Here is an 18,555-nt window from a genome sequence, read left to right on the forward strand (position 1 = left end):
CAGACCAAATGACTATGCCATCGACGCGGCGTCAGGCCATCGCCTCTTGGAACCGCTCACGCAGCGCGTCCTCACGTTCTTCGAACTGCTCGACTTTCTCCTGCAGGTCGTCGCTGACGCGCTCGATGCTCGCCAGGGCTCGTTCACCGGCCAGCGAGGCCTGCGACCCGTCGTCGTCCGCCTCTAGCTCCTGCTCGTACGCTTGCTCGACGCGCTCGATCGTGCCTTCCGGGTTGAACAGGATGTCGTTGGCGATCCGGACGTACTGATCGAGGGACGCCCCCTCTTTCCCTTGGAAGAAGTGGGTCAGCGCGTACGTCGCCCCGGAATGCAGCGTCCACATGTCGATCTCGACGGGAGAGGCTGCGTTGGCCTCCGCATCGCTCGCGGCACGCTCGCCCAGGTAGTCCGGGAAGCCCAGCAGGCTGTAGAACTCCGTGACGGTGAACGGAAGTTCCGAGAAGTCGAGGTCGATATCCTGGGCGTCCCGGATGAACTCGAAGAGGTCGTCGGCGACGAGTTCGACCTGTGCGAGGAGTTCCTCCCACCAGGTCCGGAAGTTCCGGACGTCGCCGACGTGCTTGATAACCTCCTTGTCGGTGAGCGAGCGCATCGTGTTCGAGCAGTAGCCATCCTGAGCGAACCCCTCCACGTAGACGGCGTGCTCGCCGAAGAAGTCGTAGCCCGACGTGACGCCCATCGTGATCGGGTCCGACCGGCCAGGAAGGCGCACCTCGAGGCCGTCGAACATGATGTCCATGTGGACCTCGCCGCCACCGCGGTAGCGCCGAATCTCGCCGAACATCACCTCGCCGAGCGGGGTCCCGTCGATGGTCTCCTCGCGGAGGACCTCCCCCAGCGGCCCGTAGACGTCGACCGGGTTGATGATCGAGTAGCTGTCTGTGGGAACGTGGAACAGCGGATCCGTGTCCGCGTCCTCATCTCGGGCCTGCTCCTGAGCCCGACTCGGCTCGACGAGCGCGTTGAACCGCTCCGTCTCGACCCACTCGTCGGTGTACGGATTCTGGTACGCCACGGTCGTCTCGACGGCCTGCGGAAGATCGCGAATCGCCTCGGCGAAGGTCACAGGGTCTGCATCCCCGTGTCGCTCTCGGTACCACTCTGGTAGTTCGGTGTCGGTACGCCCATCGACGCCAGCGAAGATGGTTCTGGACTCTGGATCTTTCATCTCAGTCACCTCACTTGAGGAATCCTCGTCGACGTGCGACTGCATCGTCTCGCGCCCTGCGCCCCTCTCCCGGGCGCAAAAACAACACCACGTTAACCAACGCCCGTCTCTGAATGGCGGGGAGTGTTGGTTAATCCAGATCCAGTCCGCGGCTCGGATCAGATGTCGGAACTACTCAGATTCGTCTCTCCGTACCCGGACCTGCTCAGGATTTGGAACCCAGGGGTGTGCTTCCCAGCAATGCCGAGCGTGACTATGCGGTGAGTCGAACTCTCTACTACAGGATCCACACTCGTAGGTGGCATCGGGCCAAGGCTCGCTGACGAACATCGCTGTCACCGTCGTCGCCACCGGCTCGGGGGCCTCGCTCCGCGTAACGTACCTGTAGCCGAGAACCGTTCGTTGCCCCATCGCTGTTCGGGCGATCTCGGTTGGCTTGTCCTCGGGGAGATACACCCAGCGAACGAAGTCATCGACCGATTTCTTGGCTGAGGGCTGGAGGATGAACCATCGCTCGTGGTCATCTCGGAACAGGTAGCGTTCGGTCCCCCTGTTTTGGAGGTATAATGGGTCACCCCTGCCGGGGACGAGCTGCAGTCCGAGCGACGGCGATACCGGCTTCAACAGCTGGTCGACGACCGATGGGCCGTCATCTGTCTGGCTGTCCGAATCTGGCTCCGCTACGAATTCATCGAGACTGGCATTCGTGGTCACGGGGACCACCTCCCGAGTGAGGCCTGTTCCCGGTCGGACTCAGCTGGGACCTCGCAGAGAAACCGCCACTTCGGCTGCTCTCGGATCTGCTTATCGGGGCGATTTCCCGCTTGGCCGGGGTCCGTTTTACCGGCACAGTGCCAGCCCTTGTCTCTGAGCGCTTTGATCATCGAGCCGTCGAAGTCGGCTCGCACGAACGTCAGCAGGAGCCGAACGCCTCGTCGCCGACCGTGCCGACGCACGAATCGTTCCATCGACCGGGCGAGGGCGGCAGAGGCGAGATTGGGGAAGTCGACGCCGATGCAAATCCGTGCTGCCTCGACGATTTCGTCACCCTCGAATCGCGTCCCGTCGTACTCCAGCGAGCGAATCAGCGGATAGCGCCACGTAATCGCACCTAGTAGCTGGTCCTGGTAACAGAGTCCGTGATGGACGAGATTCGTCCGGGGGATATCGTCCATATAGGAGTGATGCGCTTCGTAGATCGCGCCGGCGACGTGGCGCGGGATCGATTCGATATGGACGCGCTCTGCGAACCCCAAACCGAGCGGCGCCGTGACCGGCTGGCCTTCCCGATGGATGGGACACGAACACCCATCGGGGGTAGGCGTATACTGGAATCCGGTACTCCGTATTTGGTCTAGAGAGTGAGTTTCGGTCACGAGTCGGTGTCGTCGGTGCGCTCCTGTCGGTCGTTGTATCGCTCCAGTTCGCGCCCGATTTTCTCGAGCGCCTCGACACCTCGTTCGAGGAGCTGGTGGGTGGCTCGCGCCAGTCGAAGCGTCTCCATCAGTGCTCCCCCTCCGGGGGTTCGATGAGGTCGTTGCTCTCTTCGGCGAGTTCTTGGATTACCTGTTCCACGTCAGCCCCCTCGACAACTGTCCGATGTGCGAGCGGGGCAGGATATGCCCGGTCACCCTGGCTGCAGAGCACGACCAGCCACTCGTCGCTTCCATCCCCGATCACGATGTAGTGGTCGCGATCAGCGCGCTGGAACACTCTTCGATCAGGGCGAGAGACGGCTCGCCAGTTCTCGGGAAGCGTCGGTGACGGCCGTCCGCCGTCGGCGAGGGCGACGACGTCGTCGGTAAGGGTCGCCATCGCGGCGTCGATCTCCTCGCCGGGGAGGTGCCAGCACGCCGCGGCACCGTCGCACTCCAGCTGCGAAACCACCTGATTCCGGAACGCGATGTAGTGCTCACGGGCGAACTGCTCATCGTCGTAGTAGTCGAGGAGGAGCGCGCACGCGAGCTGGGCGGGCCCGCTACCACTATACCCCCACTCGAACCCGCTTGGACTGTGGTTGACGAGGTCCAGACTGCGCTCGAGAGAGAGTCGCCGATGCTCCGAGAGGTTCAGGACGACGGCTTGGCCGTCGACGCGGAAGCCGACGTATTCGACTGCGTCTCGGTGAGACTGTGCGGGCGATGCTACTGGAACCGATTCCGAACTGGCCATAGGTACATTCCCGTTCATTCGTTGCTCGCGGGCGGTTCGGTGACCCCCGCACCCCTCTCAGGGGTTCAACAAACAGGATGGCGTAGCGTTCGGCAACGTATTTGGCAGTTGCAACGTACTGTCCACATAATTGAGGATGGCTGTACTGGACGATCTCTCGGGGTTCGAGTTCGAGGACGTGATGGAGGACGTGTTCCGAAACCTCGGCTACGAGAACGTCCGCCAGGCCGACCGCACGGCTGACGAGGGTCGCGACGTCATCATGGAGGAGGTCGTCGACGGCACGCGGCGTGCGATCATCGTCGAGTGCAAGCACACGGGGACGGTCGGACGGCCGGTCGTCCAGAAGCTCCATTCCGCCATCGCGACCTTCGACTTCGACGGCCCGAAACGCGGGATGGTCGTCACGACCGGCCGGTTCACGAACCCTGCTCAGGAGTACGCAAACCGACTCCAGCAAAACGACGACCCCCATCCAATCGAGCTGCTCGACGGCGAGGACCTCCGGGAGATCGCCGACGAGATCGGCCTCGACCTCTACAACGGGCGCATCGAGATCCTCTGCGACGAGACGCTCCGCCCGTACGACCCGGCCGTCGACGTCGACGCGGCCGTCGCGGAGGCGTTCCGCGACGTCGAGAACATTGAGGCCGCCGACCTCCCAGAAACGCATTCGTCGGTGACTTTCCGCCCGGTGGTCGCGGTCACCGCGGACACGAACGCCGTCTTCGAGACGTCGGTGGGCGTCATCCACCGGATCAACGACCGGACGCGATTCGTAGCCCACGCCGAGCGCGGACAGCCACAGGTCGTCGACGAAGACGTCGCGACGCTGGTCACCGAGAACTTCCACGCGACGGTCGACCTCGACACCGAGCAGTTCGGCGAGGTGTTCGACGACGTCGAGGAGCGGCGGTTCGGGCAGACCCAGACGGAGTACAAGGAGTGGGCCGTCGAGCGGCTCCAGCAGCACCACACAACGACGGTGACCTACACGGGCGACAACAACGTCACGTACAACAAGACCTGCGAGCCGAACCGCTCGGACATCTCCGTCCAGTCGATTGAGCCGGTGTACCTCCCCGAGGTTCGACAGACGACCGAGCTCCAGGAGTACACCTACCCCTACGAGTACTACGCGGCAGGCCCGTCACGAGTAACCGCCGAGGACGGCATCCATCAGTGCGTCCACTGTGACACGAGCGGCGTCGACGAGACGTACACCTACTGTCCGAACTGCGGGGCAATCGCCTGCTCCAGCCACATCAAAACGGAGCGGCTGGAAGGCGAGCCGATCTGTACGGGCTGTGCGGTGACGGAACGGTTCGCGCTGAAGACGAAGTACTTCTACGACGAGGAGAATCTCGAGGCGTTCCGCGAGGAGTACGCCGATATGCCGCTTCACGAGAAGGCGATGGAGAACAAGTGGCTAGCCGGGGGAAGCGTTGTCGCGACGGTGCTGCTTGTCGTCGGACTACTCGTCATCGGCGGCATCATCTGAGCAGGCTAAGTGTTCACGCTGGCTCAGCGACCAGCTCTTCGAGCGCGTGCTCAAGCGGGCCGTGGAACTGCCAGCTGGCCCGCTCGAAGGCGTCCTCGGTCGGACCATCCCACCGGGGGAACGCGGAATGACCACTCACCTTGACCGTCCACTCGGACGGCTCCTCGAATGGGTTCCGGGTCGGGAGTTCAACGACGTAGAGGTACTCCTCGTCGCCGTGGATGCCGACAGCCGGGTTCTCGACACCGTGTCCCAGCAGGAACATCGGCTGGTCGAGGTGCTCCATATTGTCCGGCTCGAGGAGATCCGCTGGCTGTGTTGCGTCGATTGTTCGATCTGCGTCACCATCCAGATACAGGTCGACTGTCGAGAGCTTGTCGAGGAACACGAACGACGCTGCCGTGTAACCCGGTCCTCGCTCGGCACGGGTCGCGTCGAGAAGTTCCTTCAACTGCGCAAGATCGCGAAGCACGCTCTCCGGGTAGCCGTCCGAATGTCGGTACACTTGCGCGACGCGGTCGTTATCGGTTGGTTCGCCGTCCTGGTCCACTCGTTCGACGAATCTGAGTTGACTCCGTGTCGACATCGATCATCGCCGGCACGTGTGCGCCGGCACCCATCACCGGCGCAACAATAGACTCTGTATGTCCACGATCTGTAGCACCTCGCCTTCTGCACCACCCCAAAATATAAATACTTTGTTTGATTACCCTATCAGTAATCACTATGTCCGACAGTGCAGACCAAGACACGATTACTGACCGAGATTTAGCCGTTCTTCTCCGTGATGGTCACCCCGGACTTGATGCCAATCTCTCCCGTATGGCACTCGAACAGGTTGTTAGTAACTGGGAGAACAATCCTGAGAAAGAGAAAAAGCTGGAATTCCTTCGTGAATCACCGATGGGGATTGATTTTGTAATCCCCGATATACACTGGGATGCGGAGGAAGAGGAATTCTATGTCGGAACAAACCGTGGGCCTGGGGTCCTCGGCGAAGTTGCCTCTGGGGGTGGATTTCACGTCGCAGCTGAATTCTCCCGTGAATATGTGGAGGCGTATCGGGAACAGTATCAGGAACTGCTGGATAACTCCACCCTCACGAAAAAGCAGTTTTTGACCTACGTGATGCGTGAAGCAAATAAGAACGAGTACGTAATCGCCGATGCGCTTGACGTGAAGACCGGGACTGTACGTAGTCACGCTGGTCGAGCCCGTGAAAAAGTACAAAAAGCGCAAGCGACAGCCCGAATCCCTGAGCTATTCGAGTTTGAGGGGTACGACGAATTGCAGGAAAACATGGAATCACTGCTTGAACCGAAAACGGCCTAACTGGTGGTTATGCGAGGTGTGACACCTTCCCTGGTTCCTCGACGTCGTCGAACTCCCCGCGCTCCACAGGTTCCCAGTCTTCACCCGGCTCTGGACTCCACCAGTCGACCTTGTAGGCGCCCGGTGCGCCGAAGATTTTCACGCGCGCCGACCCATCAGGCAGGTCGCGGCGCAGTTTCTCGTCGACGTGGAGGTTCCAGGTCGTGGTTGTATCGAAGCAGGCGAGCACGGCCTCCTCGTAGCCGCGCGTCTCTCGGGATTCTTGGAGTTCGACCTGGGTGTTGCAGTTCTTGCAGAACACCCCCTCGAAGGGGATGTGAGTGAAGACCTCCTGTCCGCAGACGGGACACCAGAGGAACTCGAACAGTGCCTCGCTGTGTCGGTCAAGTACTTCGAGACTCATTTGTTAACTCACCCGGTCGTACCGGGCCACTACCTCGTGCCCGGCCGAAAAACAGCGCCCAGCGCTCACTCACCGTTCGGCGCCGTAGACGATGCGTGAGGGGGCTTCGTACCCACAATCGGGGCAGTCATACCACCGCTGGACTTTCGCCCCGTCTGCCGCCTTCTCGCCGACGCGAACGTCGTCGTTCGGACACTCCGGGCAGCTGAGGTCCGGTGCGGGCCGCTCCCGGAGCTCGTCACGGAACGATGTCGCATCCTTCGTCTCGTATCCCCGCGACCAGACCGGGTAGCCGTCGATGAGGATTGCCCCACGCCATTTGTACCGGTAGGAGTCCGGGGCTCGATGCAGGACGGCTCGCGCCCCGGTCTCGGTGTTCCGATACGCAAGCGTCGGCGAGCGGCTCTCGCGTCGCCAGTTGGTGATGCGAGGCATTGGTTAGAAGTGGACGTCAGCGGGCACGATCCAGAGCTCTTCATTCTCCTCGAGGAGTCGGTCCAACTGTCCACGGTGGCGAATGCCGGTTCCGTGTTCGGTGTACAGGAAGATCGTCGGGCCGTCGTACGCACCGACCTGGTGGAAGGCGTGCCGGGCGAGGTCCTCGTCGCGCATGATCTCCTCGTCGGAGAGCTCGTCGATGGCCTCCTTCACCCGGTCGAGATTACGCTCGAATTCCTCCTTCGTCGCCTCCCAGCCACACTCGAGCAGGTCTTGGCCGTCATCGGAGTCGACGGGGGCTGCCGTCGGCAACCCCCCCATCGTGCCTTCCCCGCAACGGACGTGTCCTCCTCGTCGAAGGTCACATAGTAATCGAAGACGGCGCCGGCGTGTGGGTCCGCGCCGACCAGGCGGTCGAACACCGACTTTCCGGTGGACAGCGCGTCGTCGTGCGTCGATGCCTCTACGAGTGCGTATATCACCATATGCATCTTGGACACCTCGAAACGCCGACGCACGGGTGTCGTTGGTCGCTCCAGCTGCGCCGGCACCCATCACCGGCGCGGAATAAACAACTCTGGCCTCACTCGATCACAGGATATTGTTCGCCCACTCGACGGTGATCGCTACGGCATCGGGTGTGAAAGCTACGATGGTCATTTTACCGTTGATTGAACTGGAAACACTCTTGATATGTATTCACGCACAAAACACGGTGTGCCGTTTCAGAGGGCTACGCTAATTCCGAGCGACGGAATCGGAAATTCGCGATCTTACTGGTCGAGGAGACACTTTGAAAGCGTCACGATTCGGTTAGCAGCTGTCGAAGGACGTAGTGTAGGATGCCGCCGTGTTCGATGTATCGCACCCCGGCAGGTGTGCCCACCTGGGCCGTCACCGGGAACTCAACCGACGACCCGTCCGACCGCTCCGCAGTCACCGTCAACTCGGCCATCGGCTCCAACTCGTCGTCCAACCCGTAGATCGTGTAGACCTCTGACCCGTCCAATCCAAGCGCCTCCCAGGAGTCACCGTCCTGGAACTGCAACGGCAACACACCCATTCCGACGAGATTGTCCCGATAGATGCGCTCGTAGCTTTCCGCGATGGTCGCACGAACACCGAGAAGGTCGGTCCCCTTCGCCGCCCAGTCACGGCTCGACCCAGTCCCGAACTCCTCGCCCGCCATCACGACGAGTGGAGTTCCCTCCTCGCGGTACCGCTGGCTGGCCTCGAACACGGTCGTCTGCTCACCAGTCGGATGGTGGATGGTGTACCCGCCCTCGACGTCGTCGAGCATCTGATTCTCGATGCGGACGTTGGCGAACGTGCCCCGCATCATCACCTCGTGGTTACCCCGGCGGGCACCGTACGTGTTGAACTCGTGGGGCTCGACACCGTGGTCCATCAGCCACTGGCCGGCCGGCTGATCCGTCCCGAACGGCCCGGCAGGACTGATGTGGTCAGTCGTAACCGTGTCACCCAGCGTTAGCAGACACCGTGCATCCTCGACGTTAGAGACGCCGGGTTTCTCCAGCGGGAAATCTTTGAAGAACGGCGGCTCCCGGATGTATGTCGAGTCCTCGTCCCACTCGTAGACCTCGCCGGTCGGGGCCTCCAGCGCGTCCCATCGCTCGTCGCCTTCGAACACTTCGGCGTACTTCTCCTCGAACATCGACGGGTCGACGAAGTCGTGGACGGCTTCGTGGATCTCGTCGCTGTCTGGCCAGAGGTCCGCCAGATAGACTGGGTTTCCGTCGTCATCGTACCCCAGCGGGTCGTGCTCCAGATCGATGTCCATCCGCCCAGCGAGCCCGTACGCCACCACCAGCGGCGGGCTGGCGAGGTAGTTCGCGCGCACTTTTGGATGGATGCGCGCCTCGAAGTTCCGATTCCCGGAGAGTACGCTCGTCGTCCAGAGGTCGTGTTCGTCGATAGCGGTCTCGATCGGCTCCGGGAGCGGCCCTGCGTTCCCGATGCAGGTCGTACAGCCGTAGCCCACGACGTTGTAACCCAGGTCTTCGAGGTATGGCAACAGCCCCGATGCTTCGAGGTACTGGGTGACGACGCGGCTGCCGGGCGCGAGGCTTGTTTTAACGTAGTCCGGGACGTCGAGGCCACGCTCGACGGCGTTTTTCGCCAGGAGCCCGGCTGCCAGCATCACGGAGGGATTCGACGTGTTGGTACAGCTGGTGATGGCGCTAACGACGACGCTCCCGTGCCCGATTTCGACGTCGTTGCCGTCGATATTCACGGAGGCGCGCTTCGTGAGAGGGTCGAGGTCGGGGCGGTCTCGACCGGTGTCCACGACCGCCTTGCCGCCGTCGGTCTGCCCCATCGATTGGTCGCTCTCACCGAGCCACCGGGCCAGCGCCTCCTCGTCAGCGTCGTCGAGTTCGTCCTCGAACTCGCCGTGGAGTAATTCCCGGAAGTGGGTTCGCATGTCACCCATCTCGACGCGGGACTGGGGTTTCTTGGGGCCGGCGAGACTCGGCGTCACGGTCGAGAGGTCCAGTTCGACCGTCTCGGTGTACTCGGGGTTCTGCTCACCGAACAGCCCCTGGGCGTCCAGATACTTTCGGACGAGCTCGATGTGGTCCTCGTCGCGGCCCGTCAGTTCGAGGTAGTCCAAGGTGGCCTCGTCGACGGGGAACATGCTGATGGTCGAGCCCTGCTCGGGCGCCATATTCGCGATTGTCGCCCGATCAGGAACAGTCAGCGTCTCCACGGCGGGCCCATAGAACTCAACGAATCGATCGACAACACCGACATCCCGCAGCAGTTCGGTGACGTGCAGTACGAGGTCAGTCGCCGTCGCACCCTCGGGGAGTTCACCTGTGAGTTTCACGCCGACAACCTCGGGGAGGTTCATCGTGATGGGCTGGCCGAGCATCGCGGCTTCGGCTTCAATACCGCCGACGCCCCAGCCGACGACGCCGATGCCACCAATCATCGGCGTGTGGCTGTCGGTCCCGACGAGGGTGTCTGGGAACAGCCAGTTCTCGCCGTTCTGCTCGCGTTCGTGGACGACTTGCCCGAGATACTCCAGATTCACCTGGTGGACGATACCCGTCCCTGGCGGCACGACACTGAAGTCGTCGAAGGCGTTTTGCGCCCACTTCAGCGCCCGGTACCGTTCGCTGTTGCGCTCGTATTCGAGTTCGACGTTCTTCTCGTAGGCGTCCTCGTTGCCGAAGTAGTCCACTTGGACGCTGTGGTCGATGACCAGGTCGATGGGGACTTCGGGTTCGACGAGGGTTGGGTCGCGGTCCTTGCGTTCGACGGCCGATCGGAGTGCCGCGAGGTCTACAACGGCGGGGACGCCGGTGAGGTCCTGGAGGATAACCCGGGACGGCTGGAACGGGATGTCGGCGTCGGGAACGTCCGGTTGCCAGCCAGCGAGGGCCCGGATGTCGTCCTCGGTAATGTCCTCCCCGTCGGCGTTACGGAGGACGGATTCAAGCATAACACGGATACTGACCGGGAGTTTGTCAAGTTCACAGAGGCCTTCCTCTTCGAGGACGGTGAGGTCGGCCATTTTGTAGGTCGTTCCATCGGCTTCGAACTCGCGGATCGCATTGAAAGGGTTCATTATTGTGGAAGATTTCAAACGGAGTAACCTTATTCTTGTTCCCGTTCTCGGGAGACGGGATTCGAGCAGTTCGACGTGTTCGTTGGACCTGCCCGAAGGGGTTCAGAGAGCTCGTTGCTCTCGTGTTCGACGAGTGACACAGTTCTGCATAAGGTGGCACTGTCTTTCTCGCTAGTCTTCATGGGTTCATACACCCATTTCTTGGCCAGTCTTACCGTCCATGCGTTCAGGCGCGATTCGCGACAACCGCATCGCGTTCCCGGTGACACCGAGGCTCATCCCCATATCACCGACAACGACCGCCAACGCAACGCTGACCAGACCCAGCGGCACGCCCAGCGCCAGCAGGAGCTTTACGCCGAGGCTCGCCCAGATGTTCTGCCGGATCACGCCGTTGGCCGTACGCGACAGGTCGTACAGGTACGGGAGCTTCCCGACGTCGTCGCCCATCAACGCAATATCGGCCGTCTCAAGAGCGGTGTCGGTGCCGGCTGCGCCCATCGCGATGCCGACCTCTGCGGTGGCGAGCGCGGGCGCGTCGTTGATGCCGTCACCGACCATCGCCACCTCGCCGTACCCCGCCTGCAACTCCTCGACTGCGTCGACCTTCTCGTCGGGCAGGAGTTCTGCGCGATACTCATCGACACCGACCTGCTCGGCGATAGCGCGGGCAGTTCCCTCGTTGTCGCCGGTCAACATTACCACGCGCTTGACGCCCAACTCGTGCAGGCGTTCGACGGCCCGCTTTGAGGCCGGGCGCACCTCGTCGGCGATGGCGATTGCACCCAGCAGTTCCGACTCCGTCCCGACGATAACGACCGTCTTGCCCTCCTGCTCCAGCGCGGAGAGGGCATCCTCGGCGAACGCCCCGTCGTCGACCTCGGCCGCCTCTTCCGCCATGACGCCGCCGTCCGTTTCGCGGCGTGCCCGAGCGAGGTCGAAGCCGAGCTCTTCGAAGAGCGCTGGCTTACCCGCATAGTACGTCTCGCCGTCGATCTCGCCGCGGATGCCCCTCCCGGTGAGGCTCTCGAAGCCAGTCGGGTCGGGCAGGTTGCCTACGCCTGCCTCTTCAGCGCGGGCGAGAATCGCCGTGGCGATGGGATGCTCACTGCGCCGCTCCAGCCCTGCGGCGCGACGGAGCAGATCGTCCTCCGTGGTGTCACCCACCGGAACGACGTCGGTGACGGCGAGTTCGCCCTTGGTGAGCGTCCCGGTCTTGTCGACGGCAACGGCATCGACCTCGCCCATCGCCTCCAGATAGTTGCCGCCCTTGATCAGGACACCGTTCTTCGCGGCGCTAGTAATGCCCGACACCACCGAGACGGGTGTGGAGATGACGAACGCACACGGGCAGGCGATCACCAGCAGCGTGAGCCCGCGGATGAACCACGTCTGCCAGCTGCCCGCGAAGGTGAATCCGTATCCGGCGAGGTCCACCGACACCGGGTCGGCAATGACCAGCGGCGGGATGGCGGCGGTCAGGATTGCCAGCGCGACGACGAGAGGCGTGTAGTAGCCCGAGAAGCGGTCGACGAACTGCTCAGACTCGGTTTTCTTCGCCTGTGCACCCTGTACCATCTCGATGATGCGCGAGAGCGTCGAATCGCCAGCGGTCGAGGTAACCTCTACCTCGAGGTACCCCTCTTCGTTGATCGCGCCGGCGTAGACCTCGTCACCGGTAGCCTTGTCGACGGGGACACTCTCGCCCGTGATCGGCGACTGGTCGACTGCACTCTCGCCGTCGATGACCGTCCCGTCGAGCGGAATCTTGTCGCCGGGGCGGACGACGACGGTCTCGCCAACGTCGACCTCCTCGGCGGGAACGGTCACTTCCTCACCATCGCGACGGACGGTCGCCTCGTCGGGCGAGAGTTCCATCAGCTCGCGCAGGGAGTCCCGTGCCCTGTCCATCGCATAGTCCTCGAGCAGTTCGGCGATGCTGAACAGGACGGCCAGCGTGGCGGCCTCGACGAAGTAGCCGATACCGGTCGCCGCGATGATCGCCGTCCCCATCAGCAGGTCGATGTCCAGACTTCGGTTCTTCGCGGAGTAGTACCCGCTACGGACGACCGGGATGCCACTGGCCGCGACGGCGCCGAGGAACAGAACATCTGCGATATGGAGCGGGTACTCGAGGACGCTCGCCACTGTGACGTTCTGCCCGGTGAGGAGGAACTCGAAGAGGAGACCGAGCGTGACGAACGCCGCGCCGAGCCACGTCTTCTTCGCGCGGGGACTCGTCCAGACCTCCGACGGTGGCGCGATGTCGACGCCATTGCCCGACTCCTCTCGCTCATCGCTCTCGGCGTCCGAACCTCCGACGACCTCATAGCCGGCACCTTCGATCGCTTGGACCACGTCGGATTCGCTGATTCGGTCAGGGTCGTACGTAACAGTCGCCGTGCCGGTGGTCGGCTGGAGCGTCGCGTCGACGACGCCGTCGACGCGCTGGAGGCTCTTGTCGACCTTCTGGGCGCAGGAGGGACAGTCCATCTCGGGGACGGTGAAGCGGGCGGTCAACTCCTGTCGCTGCCCGCCCCCGCTCGCCTGTCCCGCTATATTCGGATTCTCTGTCATCACTTCACGGTAGGAGCGGGAGTTCGATAGGTCTTTATTGGAATATTCCAACTACTGGCGTCAGTGTGATGCCAGCCGTTCTTCAGCTACCCGCTCGCCGGCGACATGTTGCTTCGCCAAATGTTCTTCCGCCCGACGGAGTCGGTAGGTGAGTGTTGACCGTGGCACGTCGAGATGCTCGGCGAGCTCGCCGACGTCGACCTCGCGGGGCGACTCGTAATAGCCGTGTTCAACCGCAGCCTGAAGAGCGGCCTCTTGGGCTGGCGGTAGGCCGCTCGGTGTCCCGTCGCGTCCCCCAGCTGATGTTGTTGTGTCCGCTGTGCGGAGCATCTCCATTTGTGCACACTCCCCCACGGCGACTTCGAGAGCGTCGAAGAACGCCGCCACGTCACCATCGCCGGAGTGGATGAGTCGCCACGTGTAGTGGCGCCCCTCGTGACGGGTCTCGAACAAGACGCCGTCGCCGAGGTGATCTCGAGCGATATGGGGAACTGAGGCGCAGGTCGGAGTGCGCTCCCAGTCGGAGTAGAGGATGAGCGTGTCGTCCGTCCGATCCAGCACACGAGTCGTCTGTGTGGCGCCACAGTCCTCGGTGGCGAGACAGTCAGCGTAGTAGTCGCCGGTGAGAAAGGCGTCCTCGATGGCGTCGAGCGCCTCAGGAGTTCCGGTGGCGTGGTCAACCCGCCAGAGACGCTCGGCAGTGGCGTGCAGCGAGAGCGAGCGGACACGGGCGTCGGGGTGGTCGGCGAGGGCGTCCGCCACCCGGTTACAGCCCGGCTCGTATTCGAGGGCGAAGACGAGTTCGCGCATACCCTGTGTACGGCCTCCTACGACATAACCCATGGCCCGGGGCGATGTCTACTGGCGGGTATCAGATCACGTCGTCCGGGTCGTGGACCTCCTGCATTCGCTGCGCTTCGGCCGCGTATTGTTCCTGGAGGTCGGGGTCATCGACCGTGCCGAGATTGTCGGGTTCAGCGTCGACTGCTGCCGTCGTATCTCGGACGTCGGTGAATGAGGTTAGTGCTCGTTCCTTCCGATAGTACTGTTCGCCATCGGGTGTTGCGTAGGTGAGGATGATCAGATTCTGTTCGTCATCGGAGTACGTCCGCTCGACAAGCCAAACACGAACACCGTCTTTAGGCTGATTTGACATACTTGGGTGTTTCCCGGGATCCACTAAGGAAGTGGTGTTACGGCTTGCTGAGACTCGCCTTCTCGAAGGGTAATTCTCCGGTCGGAATGAGCAGCTCCTGTCGGTCTCCGACTCGCTCGGCCAGCTTCCGTTTCAGGTACTGTCTCGCCGTCGACGGCGTGAAGACGCCCTTGTCGAGCATGTCGCCGACGACGTCTTTGAGGGCCGCGAACTGTCCCTGTAGGTGGCCGTCGCCGACCGGCTTGCCGTCGTACCAGCGCACCGTCGCGAGCGCGCCGTTCCCGACGGTCTCTCCCTGTTCGACCGTCTCCGAGTCGTACTGCAGCCCGAACCACAGCGTCCGATAGGCGGTCACCTCGAAGGTGGGTGACACCACGAAGATCGCCTCGTGGTGGAGATAGTCGAGGTGGTCCGCGACGATCTCGTCGAGGGTGAGCCCGGTGGCACGGGGCTTCGGCTTGACGACCGACGACGGACGATCCTCGCCGGCGAGGTAGCCGTCGACGCCATCTGCTTCGAGGCCATCGGCCAGTTCCGCCAGCAGCTGTTTCGCCCACTTCGAGTCGGTGTCGTCGCCACCGAACGGTGTTTCGGCCGAGATTCGGTGCTTGAGCTTGAGATTCGCTGCACCCCAATGAGAGTAGTGGAGCGTGTACTGTCCGTCTGTGCGTTCGTACGCAACGAGTGCGCGGTGGCCCATTGAACAATCTCCTTGCAGGACGACCCACGACTGGATCGCCCCGCACCCCTCCCGGGGGACGAACAACGCTACTCGTCGATCGGGTCGGGGGAACTGAGGTCCGCGTGGAGGACTTCGCCGTCGCGAACGACGTACCGTTTCGCCAGCACGGGAAACCGGCACTTGGTAAATCCGGCTGTCTGGATGTCGAATTCTTCGTTCGGTTCGAGATACTCCGCGAGCGACCGGAGGAACTCGTGAGTGACGATGCCACCGTCGTAGTCAGGAAGACCGTTCTCACGGGCCTCGTACACTTCGAAGCTGTCGTAGCCCCAGATAACGAGTTCGCCGTCGTCGTCCACTTCCCAGTTGAGCGTCCCGAAGCAGTGGTTCTCACAGAGCTCGCGGACTGCCTGTGGATCCGATACGAGCGCGCCGGTCGATGTCGTTGCGGCTTGCAATGTTGCCATGGATTGTTCTCGGGAGCGGTCTCGCGCCCCCGCACCCTTTCAGGGGGCGAGCAACTGCTCACGCTGTGACGGCCACATGACGTTGCGCTGCCGATGCGTCGAGCTGTCAGGATTCTCTGTTGATGTCACCGTCCCTCGTCGTATTCGGTTGGGTGAGAAAATCTACCTGCTCGAGGAGCGTCGTCGCGGTGCTAATTCGCTCTCGATCAGCGGGCTCCAATTGGTCGCTGTCGATACTGGTGAGGCTACTGAGCGCGCGGTGGAGTCGATAGCCGGGGGTGTCTCGTGGATCCATGTGTGCGCCTCCGCCAATTCTCGGCGCCGAAAAACACCGGCGGGCAGTCAGCAGGTGTGGTATCGTCGGGTGGTCGCGAGCTGGCTTCTGTTAACCAACAACTCCGAGCCGACACCAGAATTGTTGGTTAATTTGACGTCGTCTTTACTGATCGGCTTCGGGTTCGGGCCCGTAGCGTGGCGTGCCGCACCGCTGACAGCCCCACATTGGCTGCCCGGTCCACTCGTCATCGGGGACAGCCTCGAATTCGCGGAATCGATGCTTAGTCTCCCGATCACACTCTCGACACTCGAGGTGAGTTCTGTTTGGGCGCTCGCGTCGTGGCTGTTCGGTATCGGTCTTGTCAACGGATTTCTGGAGCGCAATCGCTGGCACCAGCCAGAGGTCGTTGTCTGCGTCCTCACGTAGGCTTGCAAGACGAGCTTCGGTGCGAACCTCGCTCCCGGTTTCGTCGTAGAGGAACGTCGTGTGCTCGCCGTCGTGACAGGACTGCGTCGTCTCTGTCCACGCCGTCCGCTCACGAGCAGCCGCGAGCAGCTGATTACCACATTCAGACGTGACCCGTGTCGCCGAGGGGAGCGAGGGCCACTGATCGACAAGCCGTGGGGCCGGTTCCTCGTCGAGATCATAGATTAGCTTGCAGTCATCGACTACTGGGTCATCGTCTGCCTTCGCGAGGAGGGTGGCCGCAGCAGATCCCTTCCCGACGGCGCCGTAGAACGTCGACGCCTCAACGACTATGTGGATGATATGGAGGAGAGTCTGTTCGGCAGTCGATGTGTCCTGATCGTCGGCTGCTTCGAGATGGTTCGTGAGACAGAACCGGCACTTCGACTGGCCAGCGGGGATCGACGCTCCACAGGAATCGCACTCGGTCTCACCTTCTGTCGGGTCGTCTGGATAGCCCGCGTCGACGCCACCAGAGCGTTGCCGCCGGGGCTCGCCACTACTACTGGCGAGTTGATCGTCGGGAACGTGGGTCGCTTCGCCGAGCGGTCGGAGGGCTTCGTAGTCGGCGTACTGGTCGGTCATAGAGTGATCTGGCCGTATCATGCTTCGCCTCCGGTTTAAATAATGGCTCTCACATTAATTAGCCTACAGACAGGGGGTGTCATAGAGCGGTTCGGCTCTATTGAAATCCTCAACGGATAACATATTCTGACGCAGGTCGGTAAGTACAGGCGACCCACAGATCGTTCGGTACAGCGACCGAATCAACCTACACAACTTCTTATAAGTCGTCGAAGTCAGCAACGGTAGTCGCCATGCCGAGAAACATCAACCCAAACCCAGCGGCACCTGCCGGGATCGAGCTCTGTAGGAGGAATCCGCCGGTGAACGCACTAACACCGCCAACAATAGCTCCACGCTTCCTTGCCGGGGCGGCCTCACGAGAGAGAGAAATAAACGTTCGGCGATGTGCTATCATCATTGAACTCACAGCCACATAGAGCGGTAATAGTGAGATTGTAAGCAAGTGATCTGTCGCAGCGAATTCTGCGACGGATGCCGTAACTAACAGTCCAACAAGTAGTGACACAGCGTACCGGAGGGCACGACGCATATCCCGAACTGTGGTTACTGCGGCTAAAAAACCATCTGTGTTACATACACTGGCCGACTGGCTTTCCGGTTATTGTGCACACCGACTAAGCGGCTGTTTCACTCCAAATAGGCTGGTAAGAATCCGTCTCGATGTGATGCGTAGCTTCGGTAAGTACAGTTGAATCAGTTATCGGATTCCGCTGCTCCATCTCCACGACGACGGAGAAGAATACTAATGATAGCAACAATAGCGACACCTGCGATGAGCTTTGACCGTGACATACTGAATTAGTCTACGTACTACCGCATAAAAAGTGTACGGCTACCGTAGAACGGGTGACAGCGTTCCGCTCCGAGTAGCCCTATCTTTGTGTAGCTTGTACTGTCTTCTTTAAGTGTGAGTATACAAAATGCGCCACCTACTGAGCGGCTATTGCACCGGACACACTGGTGAAGAGAAGCGCACTAGAAGTTAATCGTCGGCACACTATACCTCCAGGATTTCACCAATAAGAGCCAGTGATACGACTGATATCGTTCTCTCCGAGTCTACTAGTAGTTACTGTATATGGAACGCCCTCTCCCCGAAAGTGTCACTGAGTGTGTGGCTGCACCACACCAATCGTCTACTAGGACGAGCTCACGGGCCAGCACTCGCTCAGACAGATATCAGACCCGGGAATTGTTAGTCGTGATTTTCGCGCTCGGTGATCTCGGCAAAGGCAACGTTCTCAGTGACGTCGGTGATTTCGACGGTGACACGCTCGCCGCGCTCGGTATCAGGGACAATGACGACGAAGCCACGCTCGACACGCGTGATGCCGTCTCCTTGATCGCCAATATCTTCGATTTCGACGGTACGCTGCTCGCCTTCGGCAACCGGTGGCGTGCTCGGCGTCCGTTCGCGCTGTGAGTCGGTGGGAGTCTTGGCAGCGTCGTCGGTGGCTGCTGCTCCGAGAACAGCCACGCGGTACGTGTCGCCCTGCTGCAGATCGCCACGGTCTATCTCGCGCTCGGGAATCTTAATGAGATACGTCCCGTCTTGCTGTTCGACAGCGCCAGCGAATAGACACCGCAGTTGAGGGTGTCATAGAACGATTCCCACACCAAAGAGCAGGGTGAATGCTGAGATGGTATGGCCTCAGCGACCCTGCAAGATGATCCTTCGGTAGAGACGTTCTTCAATGTCGCGGAGACCGAGACGCT

At 61.5% G+C, this 18,555-nt stretch carries 19 protein-coding genes and 1 pseudogene; 2 read left to right on the forward strand and 18 right to left on the reverse strand.

Going from position 1 to position 18,555, the window contains the following annotated elements; all coding sequences use genetic code 11:
• Positions 1-31 precede the first annotated feature (31 nt).
• The 5 genes from EPL03_RS19465 to EPL03_RS19480 form a co-directional block, all read right to left on the reverse strand.
• Positions 32-1,234, reverse strand: a complete 1,203-nt coding sequence (locus tag EPL03_RS19465) for a hypothetical protein (RefSeq protein ID WP_210425047.1) — start codon at positions 1,232-1,234, stop codon at positions 32-34.
• Between the two features lie 126 nt (positions 1,235-1,360).
• Complete coding sequence (locus EPL03_RS19470; protein ID WP_135830754.1) at positions 1,361-1,903, reverse strand: hypothetical protein; 543 nt, start codon at positions 1,901-1,903, stop codon at positions 1,361-1,363.
• Complete coding sequence (locus EPL03_RS19475; protein ID WP_229774172.1) at positions 1,900-2,445, reverse strand: hypothetical protein; 546 nt, start codon at positions 2,443-2,445, stop codon at positions 1,900-1,902. Before EPL03_RS19475 ends, EPL03_RS19470 begins: the two co-directional genes overlap by 4 nt.
• Positions 2,446-2,561: 116 nt before the next feature.
• On the reverse strand, positions 2,562-2,693 hold the full coding sequence (locus tag EPL03_RS20680; protein WP_008458061.1) for a hypothetical protein: 132 nt from the start codon (positions 2,691-2,693) through the stop codon (positions 2,562-2,564).
• On the reverse strand, positions 2,693-3,379 hold the full coding sequence (locus tag EPL03_RS19480; RefSeq protein ID WP_135830755.1) for a DUF6166 domain-containing protein: 687 nt from the start codon (positions 3,377-3,379) through the stop codon (positions 2,693-2,695). The genes EPL03_RS20680 and EPL03_RS19480 overlap by 1 nt, the downstream gene beginning before the upstream one ends.
• Positions 3,380-3,497: 118 nt before the next feature.
• Between EPL03_RS19480 and EPL03_RS19485 the strand changes: the two genes are divergently transcribed.
• The gene (locus EPL03_RS19485) at positions 3,498-4,862 is read left to right on the forward strand and encodes a restriction endonuclease (RefSeq protein ID WP_135830756.1); all 1,365 of its coding nucleotides are present in this window, start codon (positions 3,498-3,500) and stop codon (positions 4,860-4,862) included.
• A 13-nt stretch (positions 4,863-4,875) separates the two neighbouring features.
• Here EPL03_RS19485 and EPL03_RS19490 read toward each other — a convergent pair whose 3' ends face one another.
• Positions 4,876-5,448 (reverse strand): hypothetical protein, encoded by a 573-nt coding sequence (locus EPL03_RS19490; protein ID WP_135830757.1) that lies wholly within the window; start codon positions 5,446-5,448, stop codon positions 4,876-4,878.
• Positions 5,449-5,588: 140 nt separating this feature from the next.
• Here EPL03_RS19490 and EPL03_RS19495 point away from each other — a divergent pair, with 140 nt between their 5' ends.
• Positions 5,589-6,194 (forward strand): RNA polymerase sigma factor, encoded by a 606-nt coding sequence (locus tag EPL03_RS19495; RefSeq protein WP_229774170.1) that lies wholly within the window; start codon positions 5,589-5,591, stop codon positions 6,192-6,194.
• A gap of 7 nt (positions 6,195-6,201) precedes the next feature.
• Here the strand turns inward: EPL03_RS19495 and EPL03_RS19500 are convergent, their stop codons facing one another.
• From EPL03_RS19500 to EPL03_RS19555, 12 genes and pseudogenes are all read right to left on the reverse strand, one after another.
• The gene (locus EPL03_RS19500; RefSeq protein ID WP_135830758.1) at positions 6,202-6,597 is read right to left on the reverse strand and encodes a DUF7567 family protein; all 396 of its coding nucleotides are present in this window, start codon (positions 6,595-6,597) and stop codon (positions 6,202-6,204) included.
• A 69-nt stretch (positions 6,598-6,666) separates the two neighbouring features.
• Positions 6,667-7,032, reverse strand: coding sequence for a DUF7568 family protein (locus EPL03_RS19505; protein WP_135830759.1), 366 nt, complete (start codon positions 7,030-7,032; stop codon positions 6,667-6,669).
• Between the two features lie 3 nt (positions 7,033-7,035).
• A pseudogene (locus EPL03_RS19510) lies at positions 7,036-7,526 on the reverse strand (hypothetical protein).
• Between the two features lie 311 nt (positions 7,527-7,837).
• Positions 7,838-10,627, reverse strand: coding sequence for an aconitate hydratase AcnA (acnA, locus tag EPL03_RS19515; protein ID WP_049983736.1), 2,790 nt, complete (start codon positions 10,625-10,627; stop codon positions 7,838-7,840).
• Positions 10,628-10,813: 186 nt separating this feature from the next.
• On the reverse strand, positions 10,814-13,204 hold the full coding sequence (locus EPL03_RS19520) for a heavy metal translocating P-type ATPase (RefSeq protein ID WP_168216310.1): 2,391 nt from the start codon (positions 13,202-13,204) through the stop codon (positions 10,814-10,816).
• Between the two features lie 60 nt (positions 13,205-13,264).
• A complete protein-coding gene (locus EPL03_RS19525) occupies positions 13,265-14,014 on the reverse strand; it encodes a helix-turn-helix domain-containing protein (RefSeq protein ID WP_135830760.1) in 750 nt (249 codons plus the stop codon).
• A 61-nt stretch (positions 14,015-14,075) separates the two neighbouring features.
• Positions 14,076-14,360 (reverse strand): hypothetical protein, encoded by a 285-nt coding sequence (locus tag EPL03_RS19530; protein WP_006825398.1) that lies wholly within the window; start codon positions 14,358-14,360, stop codon positions 14,076-14,078.
• 37 nt (positions 14,361-14,397) lie between these two features.
• The gene (locus tag EPL03_RS19535; RefSeq protein WP_135830761.1) at positions 14,398-15,060 is read right to left on the reverse strand and encodes a DUF6735 family protein; all 663 of its coding nucleotides are present in this window, start codon (positions 15,058-15,060) and stop codon (positions 14,398-14,400) included.
• A 68-nt stretch (positions 15,061-15,128) separates the two neighbouring features.
• A complete protein-coding gene (locus EPL03_RS19540; protein WP_006183452.1) occupies positions 15,129-15,509 on the reverse strand; it encodes a hypothetical protein in 381 nt (126 codons plus the stop codon).
• A 106-nt stretch (positions 15,510-15,615) separates the two neighbouring features.
• Positions 15,616-15,804: a hypothetical protein gene (locus EPL03_RS20790; RefSeq protein WP_096396460.1), complete on the reverse strand. Its 189-nt coding sequence runs from the start codon at positions 15,802-15,804 to the stop codon at positions 15,616-15,618.
• A gap of 144 nt (positions 15,805-15,948) precedes the next feature.
• Positions 15,949-16,836 carry a biosurfactant protein 1 gene (locus EPL03_RS19550; RefSeq protein WP_096396480.1) on the reverse strand — a complete coding sequence of 296 codons (888 nt, stop codon included), beginning with the start codon at positions 16,834-16,836 and terminating at the stop codon, positions 15,949-15,951.
• Positions 16,837-18,034: 1,198 nt separating this feature from the next.
• The gene (locus EPL03_RS19555) at positions 18,035-18,427 is read right to left on the reverse strand and encodes a TRAM domain-containing protein (protein WP_135830762.1); all 393 of its coding nucleotides are present in this window, start codon (positions 18,425-18,427) and stop codon (positions 18,035-18,037) included.
• Between the last annotated feature and the right edge of the window lie 128 nt (positions 18,428-18,555).

It is taken from the genome of Halorussus halobius (genome assembly GCF_004765805.1).
Classification (GTDB): domain Archaea; phylum Halobacteriota; class Halobacteria; order Halobacteriales; family Haladaptataceae; genus Halorussus; species Halorussus halobius.

What these genes read in the sequence shown, in the direction of transcription:
- acnA (WP_049983736.1), bottom strand. Translation starts at nt 10,627, where the DNA reads ATGAACCCTTTCAATGCGATCCGCGAGTTCGAAGCCGATGGAACGACC.
- EPL03_RS19505 (WP_135830759.1), bottom strand. Translation starts at nt 7,032, where the DNA reads ATGCCTCGCATCACCAACTGGCGACGCGAGAGCCGCTCGCCGACGCTT.
- EPL03_RS20680 (WP_008458061.1), bottom strand. Translation starts at nt 2,693, where the DNA reads ATGGAGACGCTTCGACTGGCGCGAGCCACCCACCAGCTCCTCGAACGA.
- EPL03_RS19495 (WP_229774170.1), top strand. Translation starts at nt 5,589, where the DNA reads ATGTCCGACAGTGCAGACCAAGACACGATTACTGACCGAGATTTAGCC.
- EPL03_RS19535 (WP_135830761.1), bottom strand. Translation starts at nt 15,060, where the DNA reads ATGGGCCACCGCGCACTCGTTGCGTACGAACGCACAGACGGACAGTAC.
- EPL03_RS19550 (WP_096396480.1), bottom strand. Translation starts at nt 16,836, where the DNA reads ATGACCGACCAGTACGCCGACTACGAAGCCCTCCGACCGCTCGGCGAA.
- EPL03_RS19530 (WP_006825398.1), bottom strand. Translation starts at nt 14,360, where the DNA reads ATGTCAAATCAGCCTAAAGACGGTGTTCGTGTTTGGCTTGTCGAGCGG.
- EPL03_RS19465 (WP_210425047.1), bottom strand. Translation starts at nt 1,234, where the DNA reads ATGCAGTCGCACGTCGACGAGGATTCCTCAAGTGAGGTGACTGAGATG.
- EPL03_RS19540 (WP_006183452.1), bottom strand. Translation starts at nt 15,509, where the DNA reads ATGGCAACATTGCAAGCCGCAACGACATCGACCGGCGCGCTCGTATCG.
- EPL03_RS19490 (WP_135830757.1), bottom strand. Translation starts at nt 5,448, where the DNA reads ATGTCGACACGGAGTCAACTCAGATTCGTCGAACGAGTGGACCAGGAC.
- EPL03_RS19520 (WP_168216310.1), bottom strand. Translation starts at nt 13,204, where the DNA reads ATGACAGAGAATCCGAATATAGCGGGACAGGCGAGCGGGGGCGGGCAG.
- EPL03_RS19480 (WP_135830755.1), bottom strand. Translation starts at nt 3,379, where the DNA reads ATGAACGGGAATGTACCTATGGCCAGTTCGGAATCGGTTCCAGTAGCA.
- EPL03_RS19500 (WP_135830758.1), bottom strand. Translation starts at nt 6,597, where the DNA reads ATGAGTCTCGAAGTACTTGACCGACACAGCGAGGCACTGTTCGAGTTC.
- EPL03_RS19485 (WP_135830756.1), top strand. Translation starts at nt 3,498, where the DNA reads ATGGCTGTACTGGACGATCTCTCGGGGTTCGAGTTCGAGGACGTGATG.
- EPL03_RS20790 (WP_096396460.1), bottom strand. Translation starts at nt 15,804, where the DNA reads ATGGATCCACGAGACACCCCCGGCTATCGACTCCACCGCGCGCTCAGT.
- EPL03_RS19525 (WP_135830760.1), bottom strand. Translation starts at nt 14,014, where the DNA reads ATGCGCGAACTCGTCTTCGCCCTCGAATACGAGCCGGGCTGTAACCGG.